Origin of the sequence: Algibacter amylolyticus, assembly GCF_014202225.1 — a bacterium.
In the GTDB taxonomy this organism is placed as follows: Bacteria; Bacteroidota; Bacteroidia; order Flavobacteriales; family Flavobacteriaceae; genus Algibacter_B; species Algibacter_B amylolyticus.
This window is the reverse complement of sequence record NZ_JACHGE010000002.1, coordinates 582354-602733: the sequence shown is the minus strand read 5'-3', so window position 1 is coordinate 602733 and position 20380 is coordinate 582354. Positions and strand designations below refer to the sequence as shown.

Genomic DNA, 20380 nt, shown 5'->3' with positions numbered 1-20380 from the left:
TATTATTTTATATGTTTTGAGCATTATTTTTTCTGGTAATATCTAACATAATCAACTTTCATACTTTTACCATCCAAATCATCTTTTAATACGCCGTGCCATTTAATTAAAGCTAAACTTAAAAAGATAGGTGCTTCACTATAACAAAATTCGTTTTTTGTTCTTCTTAGTTCTTTTCCATCAAAATAGAACACTAACTCATTTTCATTCCATTCCAAACCATAGGTATGATATTCTTCAGAAAAATCATTTTCTTTACTCGCATCTAAAACAGAAATATCTCTCCATTCTCCACCTTTTAAATATTGAACTTTGTAATTACTAACTAAACTATGCCAAGTTTTATTTTTATCTCTCCATCCATTTGTAAACTGAATACAACCTACTGTTATGGGTTGCTGCCAAGTAAACTCTACCCATTTTCCACCTTCTTGTTGCGTACTCCATGAGGTAAACGGGTTACCGTCTACTAACTTATTTTCTGATGCGTTATCTTCATAAGAACCACTAGAAGTAATTCGTACATTTTTAGCTCGTGCATAGTTTACTAACCCCTCAATATCGCTATCTGCTGTTTCGGATAATACGGTTGGGTATTCTCCAGATTCATTTACACCGTAAACTCTAAATTCTCCTAAATTAAACCTAGAGCTGTTTTTAGAAGTAAAACGTATTTTTTCTGTTTTAACAGGAATTTCTAATTGAATAGAATAATCGGGTTTGGTTCCAAAAAAGAACATTTCATTATAACTTGGATGCGATTTTTTACCGTTAGGTAATAATGTGAAATCCGACCAGTTATGAATATTTGTACTTACTTCGTTAGGGTAATGACCTTCATTTATATCAATTTCAAACTTTTTACCTTCAGCAGGTTCACCTCCTCTTGTCATCAACCAAAAGGAGTTATTAGTTGCTTCTCCTCCGGCATATTTATATCGGCATTCAAAATATCCATATTTAAACTGCTTACGCGTCCAAATACTTCCGGCTGTCCAATCTTGACCTCCTCTTTTTTCCTTTTTAATATCTAAATGCAATACGCCATCTCTAACTACTGCATTTTCTCTCCAACGGCTGCAAAGAATATGACCGCTTGAGCTATTTTGAGATGCCCAATTATCTTCTAATTTAGAATCGTCATAATCAAATTCATCCTCCCATTTTAATTCCCATTTTGTGTAATCGAAGCCATTTTCTGATTCTTGAGCAAATACATTAGAACCCAACAAAATAAAAGTAATTACAACTATTAATTTATTCATAATTATGATGTTTGTTTTACTTAAAGCAAAATTGTTAAAATTATTTTTCTTTGTAATATCTAACGTAATCTATTTTCATACTTGTTCCATCAGCGGCATCTGTTACTTCTCCGGCATGTTCTAATATAGCCAAACTTAAATAGATATTTAACTCTTCGTCACAAAGGTTATTTGGTATGGTACGAATTAATTTATCATCAAAATAAAACTTAATACCGCTAGCACTCCAATCCATTCCATATTTATGATAATCCGTAGAAAAATCATATTCATCTTTCACATCATAACTTCCAACTTCAACCCATTGATTGTTTACAAATGCTTCAATTTTATAATCTGAAATTAAGGTATTCCAGTTGGTTCCGCTTTGCCAACCGTTTATAAACTGAATGTGCCCTATATTTTGTTCTGAAGGCCACTCAAATTCCAACCATTTTTCACCTTCTTTCTGAGAAACCCAACTAGTAGCTGTACTGCCATCTGCAATAGCATTAACATTATAAGTATCATTTAAAACACCACTAGATGTAATAGTAACTTGACTATCCTTTGAAAGATTGTTTAACCCAGCAACCGAATTATCGGCATTATTCGATAGTATATCTTCTGGGTAATTGCAGTTAGAACTTGCCTCGTAAATACGAAACTCTCTAATATGAAAATGATTTGCATTATGAGATGAAAAACGAATGTGTTTCGTTTTTACAGCCTCCTCTAAAGTATGCGCATATCCTGGAGATAATCCTTCGGCATATGCTTGTTGACTATTGTCTATACTTGTACCACCTTCCCAATGGTGACGATTGGTATTGACCTCGTTAGGAAAATGTCCTTCATTAACATCTAGCTCACAGGTAACACCTTCACTATTGTTGCCTGTGCCTTTTAATTTTGAAAACAACCAAAACGAATTGTTTGTTCCGCTTGCACCAGCATATTTATATTTAGCTTCAAAATAGCCATAGCCAAAAGTTTCTTTAGTCCAAATATTACCACAAGTCCAATCTTGTCCACCGCGTTGTTCTTTTCGTGCTTGTAACTCTATAACGCCATCTTTTACAACAGCATTTTCTCTCCAACGGCTACAAAGAATATGACCGCTTGAGTTATTTTGAGATGCCCAATTATCTTCCAATTTAGAATCGTCATAATCAAATTCATCCTCCCATATCAAATTCCATTTCGAGATATCAAATTGTTCCGTTGGGCTTGGCAAAACAGTGCTGTACCTTTGACCATTGCAAGTAATGGTTTCTTCTTTTGGATCTTCATTTTCAGGTTCTTCTTTTTGAATATCCTCTTCAATAGAATCATTGGAAGAACCACAACTTTGAATAAAAAGCCCAAAAACTAGTATTAATAAAGTAATTGTAAAGTGTACTATTTTCATTTTAGTTGATTTAATATGTTACTAGTTAAATATATCTATAACATCAATCAATAAGCGGTGAAATATAAAATGAACCAACCGGAAACGTTACCGAAACCGTTTTCTTTTTTCGGAAGCGTTTCCGTAAAATATTAATTCCCTTAAATAAAAGGAGTATTTGAATGAAGTAGCGACCTTTTTAATGATGCATGCTGTGCTTTTTACAAGTCTTTCTAGTAAGAAAAGCCCAAAATAAAACTTAAGAAAAATGATTAATTGAGTTTCGAGAATTCAATTGAAAAAATGATAATAATTGATTTATATGTATATTTAAAAAATGATTATTATCAATTTAATGTTTTCTACCTATTACTGAATTAGAAACATGGTTTGACATAATTAATTAAAGTTTCTCTATGGATTATGTTACTATAAAAGATGTTGCTAAAAGATTAAACTTAGCTGTTTCTACCATTTCACGTGCTTTTAATGATAAGTATGATATTAAGAAAGAAACCAAAGAATTAATTTTAAAAACCGCCACAGAAATGGGATACCACCCAAACCCTATGGCGAAAAAGTTAACACAAAAAAGATCTTTTAATATTGGTATTGTAGTTCCGGAATTTATCAATGGATTTTTTCCAGAAGTTATTATTGGAGCTCAAGAAATATTGTTCGAGAAAGGTTATCAAGTTTTAATTACGCAGTCCAATGAAAGTTACGAGTCTGAAATAAAAAATGTAAAAACATTAGTTGATAATATGGTCGATGGTTTAATTATTTCACTATCCAGTGAGTCCAAAAACACAGATTATTACCAAACTTTAATAGATAAAGGATTTCCGATAGTATTTTTTAATCGCGTAAATTCCAAATTGAAATCTTCTAAAATACTCTTCAACGATTACAAATGGGCCTTATTTGCAACTGAGCACTTAATAACACAAGGTTACAAGAACATTGTACATTTAGAAGGTTTGGAGTCTCTTACATTATCAAAAGAACGAAAAAGAGGTTTTATTGATGCTCACAAAAAATATAAAATAGAGCTCACATCAAATCACTTTATAAAATCTGGATTTACTATTGAATCTGGTAAAGCGACAGCAGAATTAATGATTAAGAACAATCAAATTCCGAACGCTATTTTTGCGTCTTGCGATCCTCCTGCTATTGGTGCTATGATGGTATTTAAAGAAAATGGATATAAAATACCAACAGATATTGCTTTTGTTGGTTTTACAGAAAGTAAATTAGCCGGACTTATAAATCCACCGCTAACCTCGGTGATGCAACCAACCCATGATATTGGAGTTGAGGCTGCAAAAATGTTACTCGATCAAATAGAAAACCCACACGCTTACTTACCACAAACCATTATTCTAAATGGAACATTAAACATAAGAGAATCGTCTGTAAAAATTATATAATACTATTATGTAAACTATAGGATATCTGATTTAAAAAGATACCCTATAAAATAAAAAACACTTGCAAAAAAGTATTTGCAAGTGTCTTTTTAACTATTTCAATCTAAAAATAGGTATCGGTTATTTATAACGTTACCTAATTTTATTTATCATCTAATTTCCAAGTTCTAATCCATTCGTATTGTGTTGAACGTTCTTCCTTCGTAAATTTCTCCATGCCTTTTCCATCAGCGTGAGGCGGATTCCAATCATAAGTTTCAACAGCTAGGTTGTAATACATCGGGAGATCAAAAGTTGTTGTGGGATTTGTGATTTTGTATGCTAATTTACCGTTTAAATAAAACCAAAGTTCCGTTTCAGATTTCCACCAAAAACCATAAACCATATACTCACTCCAGTTTTTTACATCAGTAATGACAGACCCTTGCTTTCTTGTTTCAACAGTGTTGGCACAACTTGTTCTATGAAAAGCATTTGAATGAAATATTTGATCAAATTTGCCACTTACCGCCCATGCATCAGCCCCTGGCGTTAGTTCCCCAACACATTCTTGAATATCCAATTCCAATCTTTTTGGACAAGCATTCTCTTCTGTCATCATCCAAAAAGTCGAAGACATAAAGGTCTTGTTTGCCTTCATTTTACTTTCGTAATAATACCCTACTTTACATTGATTTATGGATCTTACAATCCCTCCTGAATAATCATAACTTTTGCCATTTATTATTTTGGTAGTAGGTAATTTATTAGCTTCAATTTTCAATTTTCCGTCAGCTACAGTTATCGATTCTTCTATAAATAATCCTGGTGGTCTACCTGTCCAAAACCATCCAGCTGAAGCAATATCAGGTTTTGTATACCATTTTGTTCTATCAATTCCATCAGTTTGATTAAACTCATCAGAAAGGTTTTCAATTTTAGCCCATTTTTTTCCTGATGGAGTTGGGTTTTCAATCACAAAATAAGGAAGATCCTCTGATGGTGCTTTTCTAGTTACTATTACATTAAAACTACATGTGGAAGTATTTCCAGCTGCATCACGTGTTGTAAAGGTATTAGTAGTTGTTCCTATTGGAAATACCTTTCCAGAGCCTAATCCACCTGTTTGTGTTGTAACTGATCCCGCTACATTATCTGTTCCAACTGGACTTGTAAAAGTTACTACTGCTCCATTAGAAAAAGTATCTACACTTACATTCATAGCTTCTGGACAGGATAGCGTTGGACTAACCGTGTCATTTTCTTCACCATCCCCGCTACAAGCAATTAGTAAAAAAATTATTGATAAAAAAGGTATATAAATGATTTTTGATTTAAACATGATCTATAAATTTTGGTTTAGTTTTCGAAATTAACCTTCAATAAGAGACTAAAACAGCTTAAATATCTTTAAAACAACAACAAATGGTCATTAACTACATATAAGTTAGAATTTTAGTTTTAAAAAAAATTAAAGTTTCACTTTAAAGGAATCTGAACATTAAAAGACTGTAAAACACCATTTTCGTCTACAATATATGAAGCACCAAATAGAACCAATACACTAATATATTTCATATCGAATTTATTTTTTTAACAAACGGTTTTCCCAATCTTTCAGCAATTCTTCATCAGTAGTGTCGGCTGTAAATAATGGATTGTGTGTTTTTATTTTTTCTACATAATACTTTAAAGAAGAAGCTTTGGCTTTTTCTATTGTTTTTTCACCCTCTGGAATCCTATTTTTTTCGAAAGCCACCATTTGAGTCGAAATCTCTTGAAATAATTGCTCTTTTATTTTTTGATATTTTTTAGAATCGGCTAGGTTATTAAACTCCAAAGGATCCTTTTTTAGATCAAACAATTCAATTTCAGGCTTTGTTGCTACCATAAATTGATTGAATGGTGCTGCCAATTCTCCTTTTTTGTACAAAACATTATACAAAGAAAAGGCTGGATACTGTGCTTTTTTATAACTACTTAATTGCATCCAAGGACGGTCAGGAGTGCGGTTCCAAATGAGTTTGTAACGTCCATTACAAATACTGCGCATATTTTCGACGGCATCACCAGCACGATCTCTAAACCCATAAACAAATTCTCTTTTTGAGGCTTTTTTTCCTAAAAAAATATTGCCTTGTAAATAATTAGGTAATTTTATTTCCACCAATTCTAACGAAGTTGCCGAAACATCAATTAAACTAACCAATTCCTTTTCTATTACTTTTGACTTAAAATGATCAGGATATCTGACGATTAATGGTACTTGCAGTCCGCCTTCATATAAAAACTGTTTATCGCGTAAATGTGGACGACCATTATCACCAAAAAAGAACACAATTGTATTTTCTGCCAATCCATCTTTTTCCAATCGATCTAAAATAATTCCGACTTGTTTATCACATGCTTGCACACTTTCTAAATACATAGCCCAATCTGCTCGAAGCAGTGGGTGATTTGGATAACAAGCAGGTAATGTAACTTTATCTGCTGAAATTGGATGTTCTTTATCTTTAACAAAATCTCGATGGGGTTCGTGAATTTGAACTTGAGCAAAAAATGGCTGACCTTCTTTCCGTTGTCTCCAATCGGTTCCATCAAAAATATTTTCAGCTAAAAAATTAAAATCACCTTTTCCTCCCCTAGACATATTATGCGAATTTCCATTCGAGCAGAAATACCCTGCTCTTCTAAAATAGGTTGTTATCGGCTCTATGCCATCAGGTAATGGTGTCATATTTATAGTTCTATGATCCTGACTATTCACACTTGTTGGATACATTCCTGTAATCATAGATGAGCGACTAGCAGAACAAATAGGTGCTGTAGCGTAGGCTCTTTTATAAAGAACCCCTTGTTTTGCCAAGCGATCGATGTTGGGCGTTTTTAAATCCAAATTGCCATAACACCCTAATTCTAATCCTAAATCATCAGCATTTATCCATAAAATATTTGGCCTTTGTTGTGCCTGCATACTTAATACCCACATGAATAAACCAGATAAAATATGATGCTTTAAAGAATTCATTTTTATAAGTATTTAGTGTTTTTTGCTAGCACCACGTCCCTCCGGATGTTTGTTAATACTACCCACACCTTGAGCAAAGTAAACTTCTGGTTTGTGCCAAACACCTGTATTTTTAAAAGCAGGCTCGTTGTAATCTAAACTTAAATCACAATCAAAACGTGCAATAATAGAATGCCTTTTATCTCCTTTTCCTGCGTTTACAAAATGTGATAAGCCCCAAGTAAAACCTCTACCATCGTTTGTATCTGTAAAGGCATCTGCGGTAAATGGTGCCGCTGCCGTAGGCGTTAAAGACACACTAGATGCTATTTTAAAATTAGCACCATCTTCTGCATATTGTATTGTTTCACGTTCATTTCCATCCTTAATGGCTAAAGTTGCGATACCTCCTTTATATGGCCAGTAAGTGGTTTCATGCCCCGATTGCATCACCGGGTTTAAAGCATGTTTTCTATAAGGACCTAGAGGATCTTCGGCTATAGCTAAACCATGTCCAACTGCATAATTAGTTCTGTTATCTGGCCATTTATTATAAGCCGCTTTGTAATACACATAAATTTTACCATCGTGAACTAAAGGCTGTGGATCGTGCGTTGCTTTGTGATCCCATTCCCCTTCTTTTCCAAAAGGAATTACTTTATCACCACCATGCGTCCAAGGTCCGTTAGGTGAATCGGCATAAGAAATTGAAACCGGACACAAATCGCCTCTAAGTCCGCTAGGTTCATCAAAAGCTTGGTAATACAAATAATATTTACCTTTCCAAACTAAAATATCTGGCGTTGCTACAGAGCGCCATCCTGATTTTGGTTTTTCTGGTCTAGAAACCGCTACACCTTGTTCTTCCCAAGTAATACCGTCTTCACTTGTGGCATACCAAATATCACATAAATCCCAATCTGTTGAAGGAATTTTATCAGTTGCTTCAGCTGCACGATTCCATCCTATTGGAGGAACAATAGTGTTACGTTTTGTGTACCACACATAATATTTACCATCTACAAAAATTGGTCTAGACGGGTCGCGACGCGATATAGTTCCGTCTCCATTATTATAATCGAAACCTTTTAAGCGTGTATACTTAAATTGAGAAAAAAGCTCATTATCTTGAACTCGCGGTGTTGGATAATCGAACATTCTTTCTGAAGATGCACTTAACGGTATGTTAGGTTTCTCTGTTGGCATTTTAAAAGGAAATACTTTTGAAGTTTCAACCTTAGCAGGCGTTTCAACTTTAGATTCTTTTTGTGAACACGACATGACTGATAGCCCCAAAAACAATAAGGTGATTTTTTTAATTTTATTTAATAGCATTATCGTTGATTTTATAGTGTTTATTTTGAACTCATCTTTTTATGGGATGGTAGCGAAACCAATCCACCTAGAAAGTAGAATTTGTAATTTGATCTTCTCTAATAGGCGTTTTCCATAGGTAAAAAACAAACTGCCTACACACCAGTACTCTTTCCATCTTAATCTATTCTTGCCAATATTTATAAATTTCTTTTAATTGACTGTATGCTTCTTTTTTATTTCTACGCGCATCTACAATGCCCCATTCTCTAAAACCAGAAAGCGGTGTTCCTTTGTAATTACTTCTATAATCGTTATAACTCCATAGCGAAACTCCTGTTACGTATGGATATGTTTTCAATTTTTTTAAATAATCTACCAACTCATCACTCAATTTGCCATGCGGTGCTGCTCCTATTTGTCCAATGCCTATTTCTGAAATAAAAATGGGTTTTCCTGGGAATTTCTTATGTGTTTTTTCAGCTAATACAGGTGCGTTACCATAACTATTCATTGATATAAAATCGACCTTCTCATAAGGCTCCGTACCAATCTCACCTTTTCTGTAAGAGGTAATAGTTACGTAGGTTTTTAAACGTGTATTGTCTAAGGTAGCAACATAATCTAGCATAGAATCTACGTAGCTATATTGCGCTTTGGTTAATGCCTTATCACTCCAATCTTCTCCTGGATTTCTCAACTCATTCCCTACACTCCAAGCTACTATAGATGGATTATTAAAATCTCTTTCAATCATCTCTTTCATCCATCTTTCTGTGAGCGGATTGTTAGGAAATGCTTGTTCATCATCATCTCCCCAAACAGGAATTTCTTCAACAACTAAAAACCCAATACTATCGCAGAATTTTAATAGATTTTTAGATAATGGCGCATGCATTAATCTTGAGAAATTACATCCTAAAGATTTAAGATCGAGCATATCTTGCTTTACTAAATGGTAAGGCTCAGTATTACCAAAATCTGGATGATCGTGTACGCGGTTTACACCATTCATTCGAACGGCTTCATTATTTAGATAGAACTGTTCTCCTTTTACTTCAAATTTTCTAATTCCAATGTTATCCGTCTTTTCAGCTATAACCTTTCCGTTTATTGATAATGTGCTATTAAATTCATAAAGGTTTGGTGTATTAAAATGCCAAAGTTTTACCTTAGATAATTCTTCTGTAAATTTTAAAACAGCAATTTTAGTCCCTCCTGCATTTATATTAACAGAAATTTTTTCCGGCTTTGCAACGTCAACAATATTAGATTGCACTTGAGTTGTTATCGCATTATTACTATTGTTTTCTATTTTATATTTAACCGTAAATTGCACTTTATTAGTTTCAAAGTTTGGTGTAGAGGTTATGTGTTGATATACTAATCGAACATCTTCATGAGCTTCTAATGAAACATTTCTACTAATACCACCCCAAGCCCACCAAGCGCCACGTTTATAGGTGTTATCGGCTTCTACAAGTACGGAATTATTCTCTTCTAAATTTACAATATCTGTAATATTAAACTCAAACGGCGTGTAACCTCCAACATGCTCGCCCAGTAAAGTGCCATTTAACCAAACTTTAGAACGCTCGTAAACAGCATCAAATTTTATGCGTATTTGTTTGCCATCCCAATTTTCAGGCACATTAAATTCCCTTTGATAATAGCCCTTACCAACATATTCTGAATAGCGATCTCGAGTATCCCAATTCCCAGGAACTTGTAAGGTATCCCATGCGGAATACGATGCTTCAATAAGATCTTCAATTTGTACGTCATTAGAAGCTAAAAACTGCCAAGTACCATTTAGTGAAATTACTTTTTTATAATCACCATATTCAGCACTATCGTTATCCTTGCAGGAAAACATGAGTAAACTGAAAGTAAAAACGAAAAGAATGGATTTTGACATCATGTTTTATTATTCTTTTGTGATTTTTAATGGAATTTGAATATTAAATGAATGTCTAACATTATTAACATCCAGAGAATCTGCAGCACATAACAAGGCTATTGGCTCTCCGTTTTCCATAAATACTTGCGGGCGCTCTAAGTGTTCGAATTTTGTAGTTTTGCCATCTTCCCAAACCACTGTTCGGTCTGAGATTTCAAAATACTTTCCTTGATCCCACTTAATGCCATCTTCAGAATCATAATGCACTAATGAGAAAATACGTTTATGGCCAATATGCTTCATACGTTTTACAATGGCTCTATATTTTCCGTCTTGATACCAGATATAAGGATCTTCCGCAGGAAATGTTTCACCTTCAAAAGTAAAAATTGGATCTGGATATTTTTTGAATGGACCAACAGGTGAATCTGCAATGGCCACCATATGTACCACAGGACCTCCTGCAGGTAATTTATTTTTCTTTCCAACGGCTTTATAAACCATTAAAATTTTTCCATCTGCCATTTGGCAAACCGACGGATTCGATGTCATTAAAGCATCATGAGAATTTTCATCTGAAGAAATGTCTAAAACCGGTGAATCGGAACGTTTCCATGGCCCGTTAGGACTATCGGCAACAGCAACACCTATACGTTGATTATTTCTGTGCACCCAATTAAGTTTAGGTTTACCAGGCACACTCACAATTTCTTTATCGCCTGTATTCCCCATGTAATACAAATAGTATTTTCCGTTAAATTTATGAACGGTAGGATTGTGCGTTGTAGAACCATCCCAAAATTGAGCACCACGGTCTGGTAACGCATCATCTTTATGAGTGAACGGACCAAATGGCGATTTTGAAACAGCATGAGAGATAATAGAATAATTTACCCATTCCCAACCAATTTTCTTAGGCCATTGCGAATAAAACATATGATACAACCCGTCTTCACCTTTAACTAAAGAGCCTCCCCAAATACTCATAGTATCATTTACAAAAACAGATTTTGGCGATACTTTCCCTAACTCTATTTTATAGTTCTCAATTTTTACACTTGACGTTTGGTTAAGTGCTTTTTTACTTTTTTTATCTGTACAACCTATTAAGGCTAAAATTAAAAATACTATTGAAATTTGATGTTTCATATTATTTAGTTTGTTGTTACTTTAACTATTTGCGACCAATTGCTTTCCTTTCCATCAGAGTTTCTTTTTATTTTAAAGAATATTTGCTTTTCGCCATTTAAATCGATGGACAGCATGCCTCGTACATTTGTTACAAATTCTTTATCTAAATTATCACTTGAAGCTCCATATTGAACCGTGTAATCACCATCATTAAAATCGCTAGAATAACCAATCACTAATTTTCTATCAGCTATAAAAGCATCCCAAATAATTGGTGGTAATTCGTTTCCGTTAGGTGTTACACCTACTGTTTTTGAAGGCTTACTACTTCCTTTATCATTAACCGCATAAAGTTTGAAACTATATACTTTTTTATTGATTAAACTATCTATTTCTATGGCGTTTGTAATGGTTCTGTATGAGGTTAGCTCTTTCCCTGCTGCGTTGGTATACGTTACAAAATATTCTGTAGCATTTGGAACAGCATCAAAAAGAATTCTTACTGCATTGTTCCCTGAGATTATTTGAGATATTTCGGGCGTAATTGCATTTTGAAAAGAAATGTTTTTTTCAAATCTTGAATAGCCAGTTGGAGTTATTAAACTTATGGTGAGATCTAAAATATCTTCTGGTAATTTCCCCCAAGAAATAGCACTTTTCCATTCTCCATCCTTTGGCGTTAAATTAGGCAAATCATGAGATTGCTTTAAAACCGTTTCGCCTTTTGAATTTTTAAATTGATATTCCAATTTATAGTTGCGCATACTATGGCTAGGATAATCTCCAGCATCTCTAATAGGCATCACAATATTGGCCGTGTTTTTTTCAAAATCTATGTTTGAAACTTGAATATCTAAAACAGGTGAATGCTCTTTTTTTATACGATTAAACAAGCGTCTTTTTTGGCGCCAAGAACTAATAATACCCCAAACTCGATTTTCTTCTGCTGTTGTTGCGGCATATCCACTACGATAATCGTTAAATGTCCACATTGAAGTCCCTATAACAAATTCATTTTTATGTCGGAAATGATTGGTCCATTCTGAGAATATTTCTTTATCACCATCTAGCGCTGTTGACGGAAAAGGATCAAAACCAAATTCTGAAATAAATACAGGTTTATCGGGCCATTTTGTTCTTAGGGTATTCAAAATATCTTGTGGTTCCCCTTGCCAACGATACATGTTATGCATAATGATATCAACATAGGTATTTGGGTCGGTTTCGGGTGTGTATTCTTCCTTTTGACCAGAATTGCTCACACAGGTTATTAACCTATAAGGATCTAATTCTTTTTTAATATAATCTATGGCTTCAATAACATATGCTTTGTGATTATTTAATTCGTTACCAACACTCCAACCTATAATACTTGGGTGATTAATATCACGTTCAATCATACCCTTTAACCAATATTTAGAAAGTGCATAGTTTTTTTCAGAAACACTAATATTATGTTTATCCGTAAGTTTAACATAAGGTTCGTCTAACATTAAAACCTCTTCATCTTCACTATTAATATTGATTGATTTTTTGTTTTTAAGTTTAGAAACCGGATAATAATTTACTCTAAATTCATCATTATCTAAATCTCGAACATTAATTTCTTCAAATAATAAAATGCCCTTTGTATCACACAATTCAATGAGTTTTTCATTTTGAGTACCATGCATAATTCGCATAAAGTTAGCACCAGCTTCCTTCATTAAATCTACATCTTTTTCTAAAACTTCTAAAGGCTCAGATGATCCCCAAAAACGATGTTCGCTCACTCTATTGAAACCTGCCAATCGCACAGCTTCACCATTCAATATCATTTTAGAATCGGTAAGCTCTACTTTTCTAATTCCAAAATTATCTTTTCTTTCATTTAGAATAACATCATTCTCCGAAATAGTCGTTACCATTTGATATAACTTCGGGTTATCGAAATGCCATAATTCTACATCTTCAGCTTTTAAATTAGTTTCTAAAAGTAAAGCTGCTGTACTGTTTGGTTCAATTTCTATAGCACCTTTTAAAGTCTCAATGGTAACCTTATTAATTATTTTAGAATAGACGGTAATCTTTCTTTTTTCCGAAGCATTATTTTGAATTTTTACTTTTAATTTTAATTGTGCTGCTCCCGTTTTTAAGTTAGGATCGGCATGAATATATTGATAATCTATACGAACATCTTTGTTTTGTGAAAGCGTAACATCTCTAATAATGCCACCCCAATTCCAGGTTGCTCCAACAATAGAACTATTATCTGCCTGAACTGCAATTACATTTTCTCCATTGAAGTTTAGCGCATGGGTTACATCAAATTCGAAAGGTGTAAAACCTCCCCTATTTTTACCAATAAACTGCCCATTGAGATATACTTTTGATAGATGATACACGCCATCAAATTTTAAATAATATCTATCACCTGAAGCTTTTGTCCAAGATTTAGGAAGGGCAATACTTTTTCGATACCAGCCTTTTCCCGTATAGTTTGAATACGCATTGTTCATTCCCCAATGTCCTGGAACCGACAAATCGTCCCAATCGGAATCATCAAAATCAGATAAAAATACTTGATTGGGTTCTTCTTTGGCTTTTAAGTATTTCTCTTTAGCAACTGGCCTAAACATAACAGCATCGGCCGCAACACTACCACTTACAATGGCTGTTACCTCTACATAATTCTTATCTGTACTATTAAAATCAAAAATCCCTAAGCTAATCCATTCGTTACAAAACGTTCTTTGGCTTATGTATTTTGTGGTTGTACCTTGAGCATGTTTAATATTGTACTGAGCCGTTAAATGCGACGCGAACGGAAACTTAGTAAATGCCTCATAATATCCTGAAGCTTCTAAATTTGGATAAAACCTAAAATAAGAATCATCGTCTTTCTGTCCTCCTTTTAAATTGGTTATCGAAAAATTGTGTTGCGCATAATCGGTTTTATAAAATCCTGAATTTCTAGCTGCAGTCTTTTTAGTTTCCCATTTACCATGTGCTTCCACATTAGCATCGGTATTATCAATAATGATATCATTTTCAGCTTCTACTATATTTAAATAATTAGAACCTTCGCCATAAATGGTATGGAATTTCCAATCGCCATTTAAAGTCATCTTATTTACTTCAACTAAATCACCCGATTTTACAACGGAATTTCCGCAACCTATCAAGGTTAATGCAGTTAAAAGAAACGCGAAATGATATTTTATATAATAATTTTTCATGCTGAATGATGTGTTTCCTTTATTAGGAAATTAGAATTTCAAAAATAGACACAGGCACATGTGTTTGCGATTTTTCGGTTTCGATAATAATCCCTTTTGTTTTGTGTTTTTGTTTGAAATGCCAAGTATTTATAGTTTGATGATTATCTTCTTTTTCACAAAGAACAGTACCATTTACATCTTTAATTTTATAATTACCTAAGCAAAAAGGAACGATATCTTCCGGGTGTCCCATAAGTGTAGATTCCATTGGGTGATCGTAATCTGAATCTAAAAACAACTTAATTTCAGACAGTTCTTGTTCAGAATCCCATTCAATTTTTAAAGTTGGTTTTTCATCATTTATATCTGCAACCCATGCATTTACTGTCTTTCCTGGTCGTACAAATCCGTTACTTAAATTTTCAACTTCAAAAGCTTCAATAGCCGGTGAAATTTCCATTGCAATATTTTTTCCTTCTGGCCTTCTGTGTGGTGTCCAAAATTCGAATGTATCTACTCCAATATTATCAGGCGGTGTTTGTTTTCCGTTATTTGAAACAGCTTTATTAACACCATTAAACACAGAAAGTACTCCTGTAAATCTATTATCACTCGTTTTAATACTGACTTTATCATTAGATAAAAATGTGATAAATCCGTATTGATTATTCTCTAAAGTATTAGAAAATTCAACATCAATATATTGTTCTCCTTGTTCTAAATTGAATAATTGAGATTCTAAAATAACTTCTGGTGTATAGTTTTCAGATTTAATAGAAGTTCTTAATTCTACTTTTAAATCTGTTTTTTCTTCAGCCTGAACTAGAACTCGAACTTTGTAATTTTTATTGGCTTTTAACGGCAACATTTGTGCTGCTGAAATTGATAAATTAAACCAATTGCCATTAAAAGGTATTTCTGAAATACTTAACGTTGAAGAACTCGTTAGTTTTGCTTGATTTACTACATTACTAGCAGATTGAATAGGAACATTTGGTATGCTTTGCCCTATTTTATTCAATTCATTCTGAAGATTTTTAATTTCTCCATTTTCTAAAATCTCTGCTGGTTTCAAGTTTTTATCGATACACATAGATGCTGCCATACCTACGGCTTGGGCGCAAAACCCAGTAGTAGCCATAACTCGAGTAGAACCAAATGCAACATGCGTTGCGCTTATAATACGGCCAGCTAAAAATAAATTATCAATGTCTTTACTCACAAAAGAGCGATACGGAATATCGTAAATACCTTTAGAGTGCCATTGTGTGCAACCCGAAAGTTCGCTATAAACGCCATCTGCTGGATGTAAATCAATTGCCCAACCTCCAAATGCAATAGCATCATCAAATTTGCGTTGCTCTATAACATCTTGTTGCGTCATCATATACAAGCCTTCAAAACGACGACTTTCTCTTTTACCAGGAACAGTTGCTACCCATTCCAAAGTCATGTTTTCAACACCTTCAAAAGTTCCGGAGTTTTTAATATAATCCCAAACGCCGTAAATGACTTTCCAAAGTTCGTATTTAATTTCTTCGGTTTCATGAATGGTATCATGTCTGCCACCATATTCAAACCACCAAAAACGACAACCTTTATCATCTTTACCAATGGCTTTATATCGCGGGATGGTTGTAATATCTTTTAAAGCATATGCAGGCGGAATATATTTTACAGGCTTTTCTGTCTCTTTACTGTAAAAATACATAGAATGACCAAGTAACTCGCCATAAGATTTCTTGGGTGCAAAGGCCTCTCCAAATTCCTCTTTAGTTTCTGCTCCCATTCTAAAAGAAGCGCCTGCTTTAAAAGCCACAATGCCATCTCCAGAAGCATCGCAAAACAAAGGTGCATTAATATTATATTCTGTTGAATTTTGAGAGTTGAACGCTTTTACAGATTCTATTTTATGATCTCCAGATTTAGTAACATCGTAAACCGAAGTATTTAAAAGTAATGTAATATTAGGCTCTGCAAGCACTTTTTCTAACAAAACGGTATCAAAAATAACAGCATTTCCTTCTCGATTTCTATATAGATTTTCCACTAAAATTTCATCCATTACGCCACCTTCACGTGCCCAACGATTGTTGTTTCCCATGTGAGACGTTGCGCCTAAAATCCATAAGCGTACTTCTGATGATGCATTACCACCTAAAACCGGCCGATCTTGCACTAAAATAGTTTTGGTGCCTTTTCTTGCTGCCGTTATAGCTGCACAAACACCAGCGGTTCCGCCACCAACAATTACAAAATCGGTATTAATAGTTACTGATTTACAATCTCTAACATTTTTATTGAATGTTTCTAAAATCATCTGTTATGTACTTTTTAAATCTATTTTTTTGTTTTCCTGATAATGTATAATCCTAAAACAAGTACCGAAACACCCATACCTCCAACTAAAAGTTGAGCCGACTCACCTATAAACGATAGTATTAAAATTAATAAGCCTGTTAATGCTACACCAATACCAATAACTCTTGTTCCTTTATTATTGCTGCCATCTTCAGCCTCTTGTGGTTCTGCTACTTTTAATTGCCTTTTAGTTTCATATACATCATAAGCAGAAGTACTACTATTTGCATATTTTAAATACAATTCAATACCTAACAGTAATACAATAGGAATCCCCATACCAACGCCCATTTCCATGGCTCTACCTAAAGTTAAGTCTATTAAATCTGGTGCAAAAAATTTAAAAAACGCATTGATACCAAGAGAAATTACGGTAACACTTAAAACTGTTTTCCCTGTTTGAAGTTTGGAAAAAAGCGCCCACAAAGGCGGTAAAAACATAGCGCCACCTGTTAAAGCTGCTAAACTCATAACCACTTCTACAATACCGCCTAAAAGTGGTACCAATAAAGCTATAATAATAGTTAAAACTCCTAATAGAATAGTTGCTATTCTTGCTGTTTTTACTAATTTTTTATCGCTAGTTTCAGGAAATAACCCCTTATAAATATCATTAATTAATACACCTGCAGAGATATTTAGTGTGGTATTAACCGAGCTAGAAGTTGCAAACACCATACCGCCAAGCATTAAGCCTAACATACCAACAGGAAGCACTTCTTTACACATTAATAGATATGCACCTTCATCGGCTAGTTCACCTAATTCAGGATTTAAAACACGATAAATCATTGGTGGTAACATCCAAATTAATGGGCTTACCGTGTACAAAGCACCAAATAACCAACCTACTTTTTTTGCATCCTTAGGTGTTGCAACACTCGTGTAACGCTGCACATAGGCCCAGTTTCCGGCAATAAAAAACAAATTATACAATCCGAATGCAATCATGAACACCCAAGAGTATTCAGAATTTGTAAACTCAAAAAATTGTTCTGGCGCTTGTGAAATAAAATTATCTAAACCTCCAATTTTATCAAAAGATAAAGGCACAACAATAAGCACCGCAGCCGTTAAAACTATAAACTGCAATACATCTGTAACAATAACAGCCCACAAACCGCCAACAGCAGTATAAACTAATATTAAAACACCTAAAACAATAATACTTGTGGTTATTGGAATTCCTGTAGAAACTTCAACAATTTTAGCAACAGGATATAAAAAGGCTCCCGTAGTAAATATGGAAATTACAAGAAAAATGTAGGTATATGCTTTTTGGGTAGACTTACCCAATCTATCTGTAATAAATTCGGCAGCAGTAAGCGCCTTTGTTTTTTGCCATTTAGGTGCAATAAAAAAACCGATAATAACTCCTGCAATACACATAGTCCATTGAATGGTTACTGCCACCCAACCGCTTGAATAGGCTATAGAACCCCAAACAACAAATGTACCCGCAGAGAAAAAACTCATAAAAAGAGATAAGCCACTCATCCACCAAGGAAGAGCGCCACCAGCTGCAAAATAAGATTTCATATTTTTTCCTGCCTTAGAGAAACTCATCCCGCAAATAAAAACGAGAAGCGTAAAAACAAGAATTACAACAATATCAATGTTAGACATTTTAGATTGGTTTAGTTTAGAAAGTTGAAGCAAGTAACCTTAAATTATTTAACAAAACAACTCGATGTATAAAAAACACCTTCGGAAACGTTTCCGAAAATCATTTAGTTTTCGGAAACGTTTCCGAAAACTAAATGTGTTTGATAAAAATTAATCAAAAACAGATTTTAATTATTGAACGTTGTTTTGCTAATTTTTTAGTTAACAGTACATAAACATGAATCATTTCTTAAAAATCGATAAAAAAACTAAAGTTAATTATAAAAAAAAAGAACACGATTACACATCAACAGAACATGTTAAATACCTGATTTAAAGCATAATAACACCACTGGCGATTTCTTCGTTTTTCAAAATAAATCATTTATGGTAGTATTATAAATATCTCTTGCACACTATTGTTTAATGAATCTATAATTTTATTTTCTGACAAATTAAAGGCTATTTAAATTTATAATTTTCATAAAAACTTTGTCTTGAAATATGTACATATGAAAAAAAACAGATTGCTTGTCGCACTTTATTTTAGCTGTATTTTAAGTGGTTTTGCTCAAATGAACATCTTATTTATAGAATCTGATGATCAAAGCAACCAAGCTGTTGGTGCTTATGGAAATAATAGCATGGTAACACCTAATATTGATAAACTAGCCCATGAAGGGGTTTCATTTACATCTGCTTATAATATGGGATGTTGGTCGCCAGCCGTTTGTATACCTAGTAGAACCATGCTTATTTACGGGAAATACTTATGGAAATCGCAAAAAATTAATAAGCAAAATGCTCCAAAATCATTACCCGAAAAATTACACGATAATGGTTACTACACCTATATAACTGGCAAATGGCATGCCATGGGAAAACCCGTAAAAACTATTTTTGACGAAACTGGAAGCATACAGCCTGGGCAATTAAAAACATACAACGCACCAGCCGGACATATTACCGATATTACTGCAAGCGAAGCTGTTAACTTTATAAAAAACTACAAAAATGATAAACCGTTTTTTGCCTATGTAGCCTTTAATGCGCCTCATGTACCAAGGCAAACCACACAAAATTATTACGATTTATATCCTGCAAATATTATAGAACTTCCTCCTAGTGTTGTAGACAATACTCCTTTAAACAAAAATGTAAAATATCAATACGCACCAGATCCTTTACGGTCTAAAACCATGCAACAACGTGTTCAACAAAATAATGCCATGGTAACGCATATGGACGCCCGCATTGGCGATATTATTAAATCTCTAAAAGATAAAGGCGTGTATGATAATACTATTATTGTTTTCACATCAGATCATGGTATTAATTTTGGAGAAAATGGAGTTGCAGGTAAAGTGTGTTTATACGAACCTAGCGTTACTGCGCCACTAATTATTAAAGCTCCAACGGTTACGCCTAATAGTAAAATTACTGCCCGCGTTTATTTACAGGACATTGCTCCTACTCTTTTCGATTTATTAGAACTAGAATCTAACGAACCTACAGACTTTCAAAGTTTAACGCCTTTACTTTCTAAAAATGGAAAAGCGAGAGCTTCTTTATACTTAGCGATGTTTGATGATCAAAGAGGTATTATTTCCGAAGATAAAAAACTAATAATTTACCCTAAAACAAGCAACTTAGAGTTATACGATATAAAAAACGATCCGTGGGAAACTAAAAATTTAAATAGTAAGAAGACATCGAAATCACTCATTTCTAAACTTTTAAAAGAGATGAAAGCATGGCAATTAAAAACGGCAGACAAAACGGATTTAACAGCCTTTTACAATCAATACATTTAATA

Annotated in this window: 12 protein-coding genes; 2 read left to right on the top strand and 10 right to left on the bottom strand. The window is 33.7% G+C overall.

Annotated elements, in window-relative coordinates; all coding sequences use genetic code 11:
• Window positions 1-23: 23 nt before the first annotated feature.
• Window positions 24-1265 carry a family 16 glycosylhydrolase gene (locus tag HNQ90_RS07435; RefSeq protein WP_144117257.1) on the bottom strand — a complete coding sequence of 414 codons (1242 nt, stop codon included), beginning with the start codon at window positions 1263-1265 and terminating at the stop codon, window positions 24-26.
• Window positions 1266-1305: 40 nt separating this feature from the next.
• Window positions 1306-2655 (bottom strand): family 16 glycosylhydrolase, encoded by a 1350-nt coding sequence (locus HNQ90_RS07430; RefSeq protein WP_144117255.1) that lies wholly within the window; start codon window positions 2653-2655, stop codon window positions 1306-1308.
• A 395-nt stretch (window positions 2656-3050) separates the two neighbouring features.
• On the opposite strand from HNQ90_RS07430, the gene HNQ90_RS07425 reads away from it, so the two are divergent.
• On the top strand, window positions 3051-4067 hold the full coding sequence (locus HNQ90_RS07425) for a LacI family DNA-binding transcriptional regulator (protein ID WP_042504606.1): 1017 nt from the start codon (window positions 3051-3053) through the stop codon (window positions 4065-4067).
• A gap of 142 nt (window positions 4068-4209) precedes the next feature.
• On the opposite strand, the gene HNQ90_RS07420 is transcribed toward HNQ90_RS07425, so the two are convergent.
• The 8 genes from HNQ90_RS07420 to HNQ90_RS07385 form a co-directional block, all read right to left on the bottom strand.
• Window positions 4210-5388, bottom strand: coding sequence for an HYR domain-containing protein (locus HNQ90_RS07420; RefSeq protein WP_144117253.1), 1179 nt, complete (start codon window positions 5386-5388; stop codon window positions 4210-4212).
• Window positions 5389-5631: 243 nt separating this feature from the next.
• Window positions 5632-7074, bottom strand: coding sequence for a sulfatase family protein (locus HNQ90_RS07415; RefSeq protein WP_144117251.1), 1443 nt, complete (start codon window positions 7072-7074; stop codon window positions 5632-5634).
• A gap of 12 nt (window positions 7075-7086) precedes the next feature.
• Entirely contained in the window at window positions 7087-8388 is a 1302-nt protein-coding gene (locus HNQ90_RS07410) for a glycoside hydrolase family 117 protein (RefSeq protein WP_144117249.1), read from the bottom strand.
• 163 nt (window positions 8389-8551) lie between these two features.
• Complete coding sequence (locus HNQ90_RS07405) at window positions 8552-10288, bottom strand: glycoside hydrolase family 2 protein (RefSeq protein ID WP_144117247.1); 1737 nt, start codon at window positions 10286-10288, stop codon at window positions 8552-8554.
• Between the two features lie 6 nt (window positions 10289-10294).
• Complete coding sequence (locus tag HNQ90_RS07400; RefSeq protein ID WP_144117245.1) at window positions 10295-11416, bottom strand: glycoside hydrolase family protein; 1122 nt, start codon at window positions 11414-11416, stop codon at window positions 10295-10297.
• Window positions 11417-11421: 5 nt separating this feature from the next.
• A complete protein-coding gene (locus tag HNQ90_RS07395) occupies window positions 11422-14616 on the bottom strand; it encodes a glycoside hydrolase family 2 TIM barrel-domain containing protein (RefSeq protein WP_144117243.1) in 3195 nt (1064 codons plus the stop codon).
• A 22-nt stretch (window positions 14617-14638) separates the two neighbouring features.
• A complete protein-coding gene (locus HNQ90_RS07390; protein WP_144117242.1) occupies window positions 14639-16918 on the bottom strand; it encodes an FAD-dependent oxidoreductase in 2280 nt (759 codons plus the stop codon).
• Window positions 16919-16938: 20 nt separating this feature from the next.
• Window positions 16939-18585, bottom strand: a complete 1647-nt coding sequence (locus tag HNQ90_RS07385) for a sodium:solute symporter family protein (RefSeq protein WP_144117240.1) — start codon at window positions 18583-18585, stop codon at window positions 16939-16941.
• 491 nt (window positions 18586-19076) lie between these two features.
• On the opposite strand from HNQ90_RS07385, the gene HNQ90_RS07380 reads away from it, so the two are divergent.
• The gene (locus HNQ90_RS07380) at window positions 19077-20378 is read left to right on the top strand and encodes a sulfatase-like hydrolase/transferase (RefSeq protein ID WP_144117238.1); all 1302 of its coding nucleotides are present in this window, start codon (window positions 19077-19079) and stop codon (window positions 20376-20378) included.
• Window positions 20379-20380 lie beyond the last annotated feature (2 nt).

Bases quoted from the DNA above. Each gene is read 5' to 3' on its own strand.
- HNQ90_RS07385 (WP_144117240.1), bottom strand. From the start codon at position 18,585: ATGTCTAACATTGATATTGTTGTAATTCTTGTTTTTACGCTTCTCGTT.
- HNQ90_RS07420 (WP_144117253.1), bottom strand. From the start codon at position 5,388: ATGTTTAAATCAAAAATCATTTATATACCTTTTTTATCAATAATTTTT.
- HNQ90_RS07380 (WP_144117238.1), top strand. From the start codon at position 19,077: ATGAAAAAAAACAGATTGCTTGTCGCACTTTATTTTAGCTGTATTTTA.
- HNQ90_RS07430 (WP_144117255.1), bottom strand. From the start codon at position 2,655: ATGAAAATAGTACACTTTACAATTACTTTATTAATACTAGTTTTTGGG.
- HNQ90_RS07425 (WP_042504606.1), top strand. From the start codon at position 3,051: ATGGATTATGTTACTATAAAAGATGTTGCTAAAAGATTAAACTTAGCT.
- HNQ90_RS07435 (WP_144117257.1), bottom strand. From the start codon at position 1,265: ATGAATAAATTAATAGTTGTAATTACTTTTATTTTGTTGGGTTCTAAT.
- HNQ90_RS07390 (WP_144117242.1), bottom strand. From the start codon at position 16,918: ATGATTTTAGAAACATTCAATAAAAATGTTAGAGATTGTAAATCAGTA.
- HNQ90_RS07405 (WP_144117247.1), bottom strand. From the start codon at position 10,288: ATGATGTCAAAATCCATTCTTTTCGTTTTTACTTTCAGTTTACTCATG.
- HNQ90_RS07400 (WP_144117245.1), bottom strand. From the start codon at position 11,416: ATGAAACATCAAATTTCAATAGTATTTTTAATTTTAGCCTTAATAGGT.
- HNQ90_RS07395 (WP_144117243.1), bottom strand. From the start codon at position 14,616: ATGAAAAATTATTATATAAAATATCATTTCGCGTTTCTTTTAACTGCA.
- HNQ90_RS07410 (WP_144117249.1), bottom strand. From the start codon at position 8,388: ATGCTATTAAATAAAATTAAAAAAATCACCTTATTGTTTTTGGGGCTA.
- HNQ90_RS07415 (WP_144117251.1), bottom strand. From the start codon at position 7,074: ATGAATTCTTTAAAGCATCATATTTTATCTGGTTTATTCATGTGGGTA.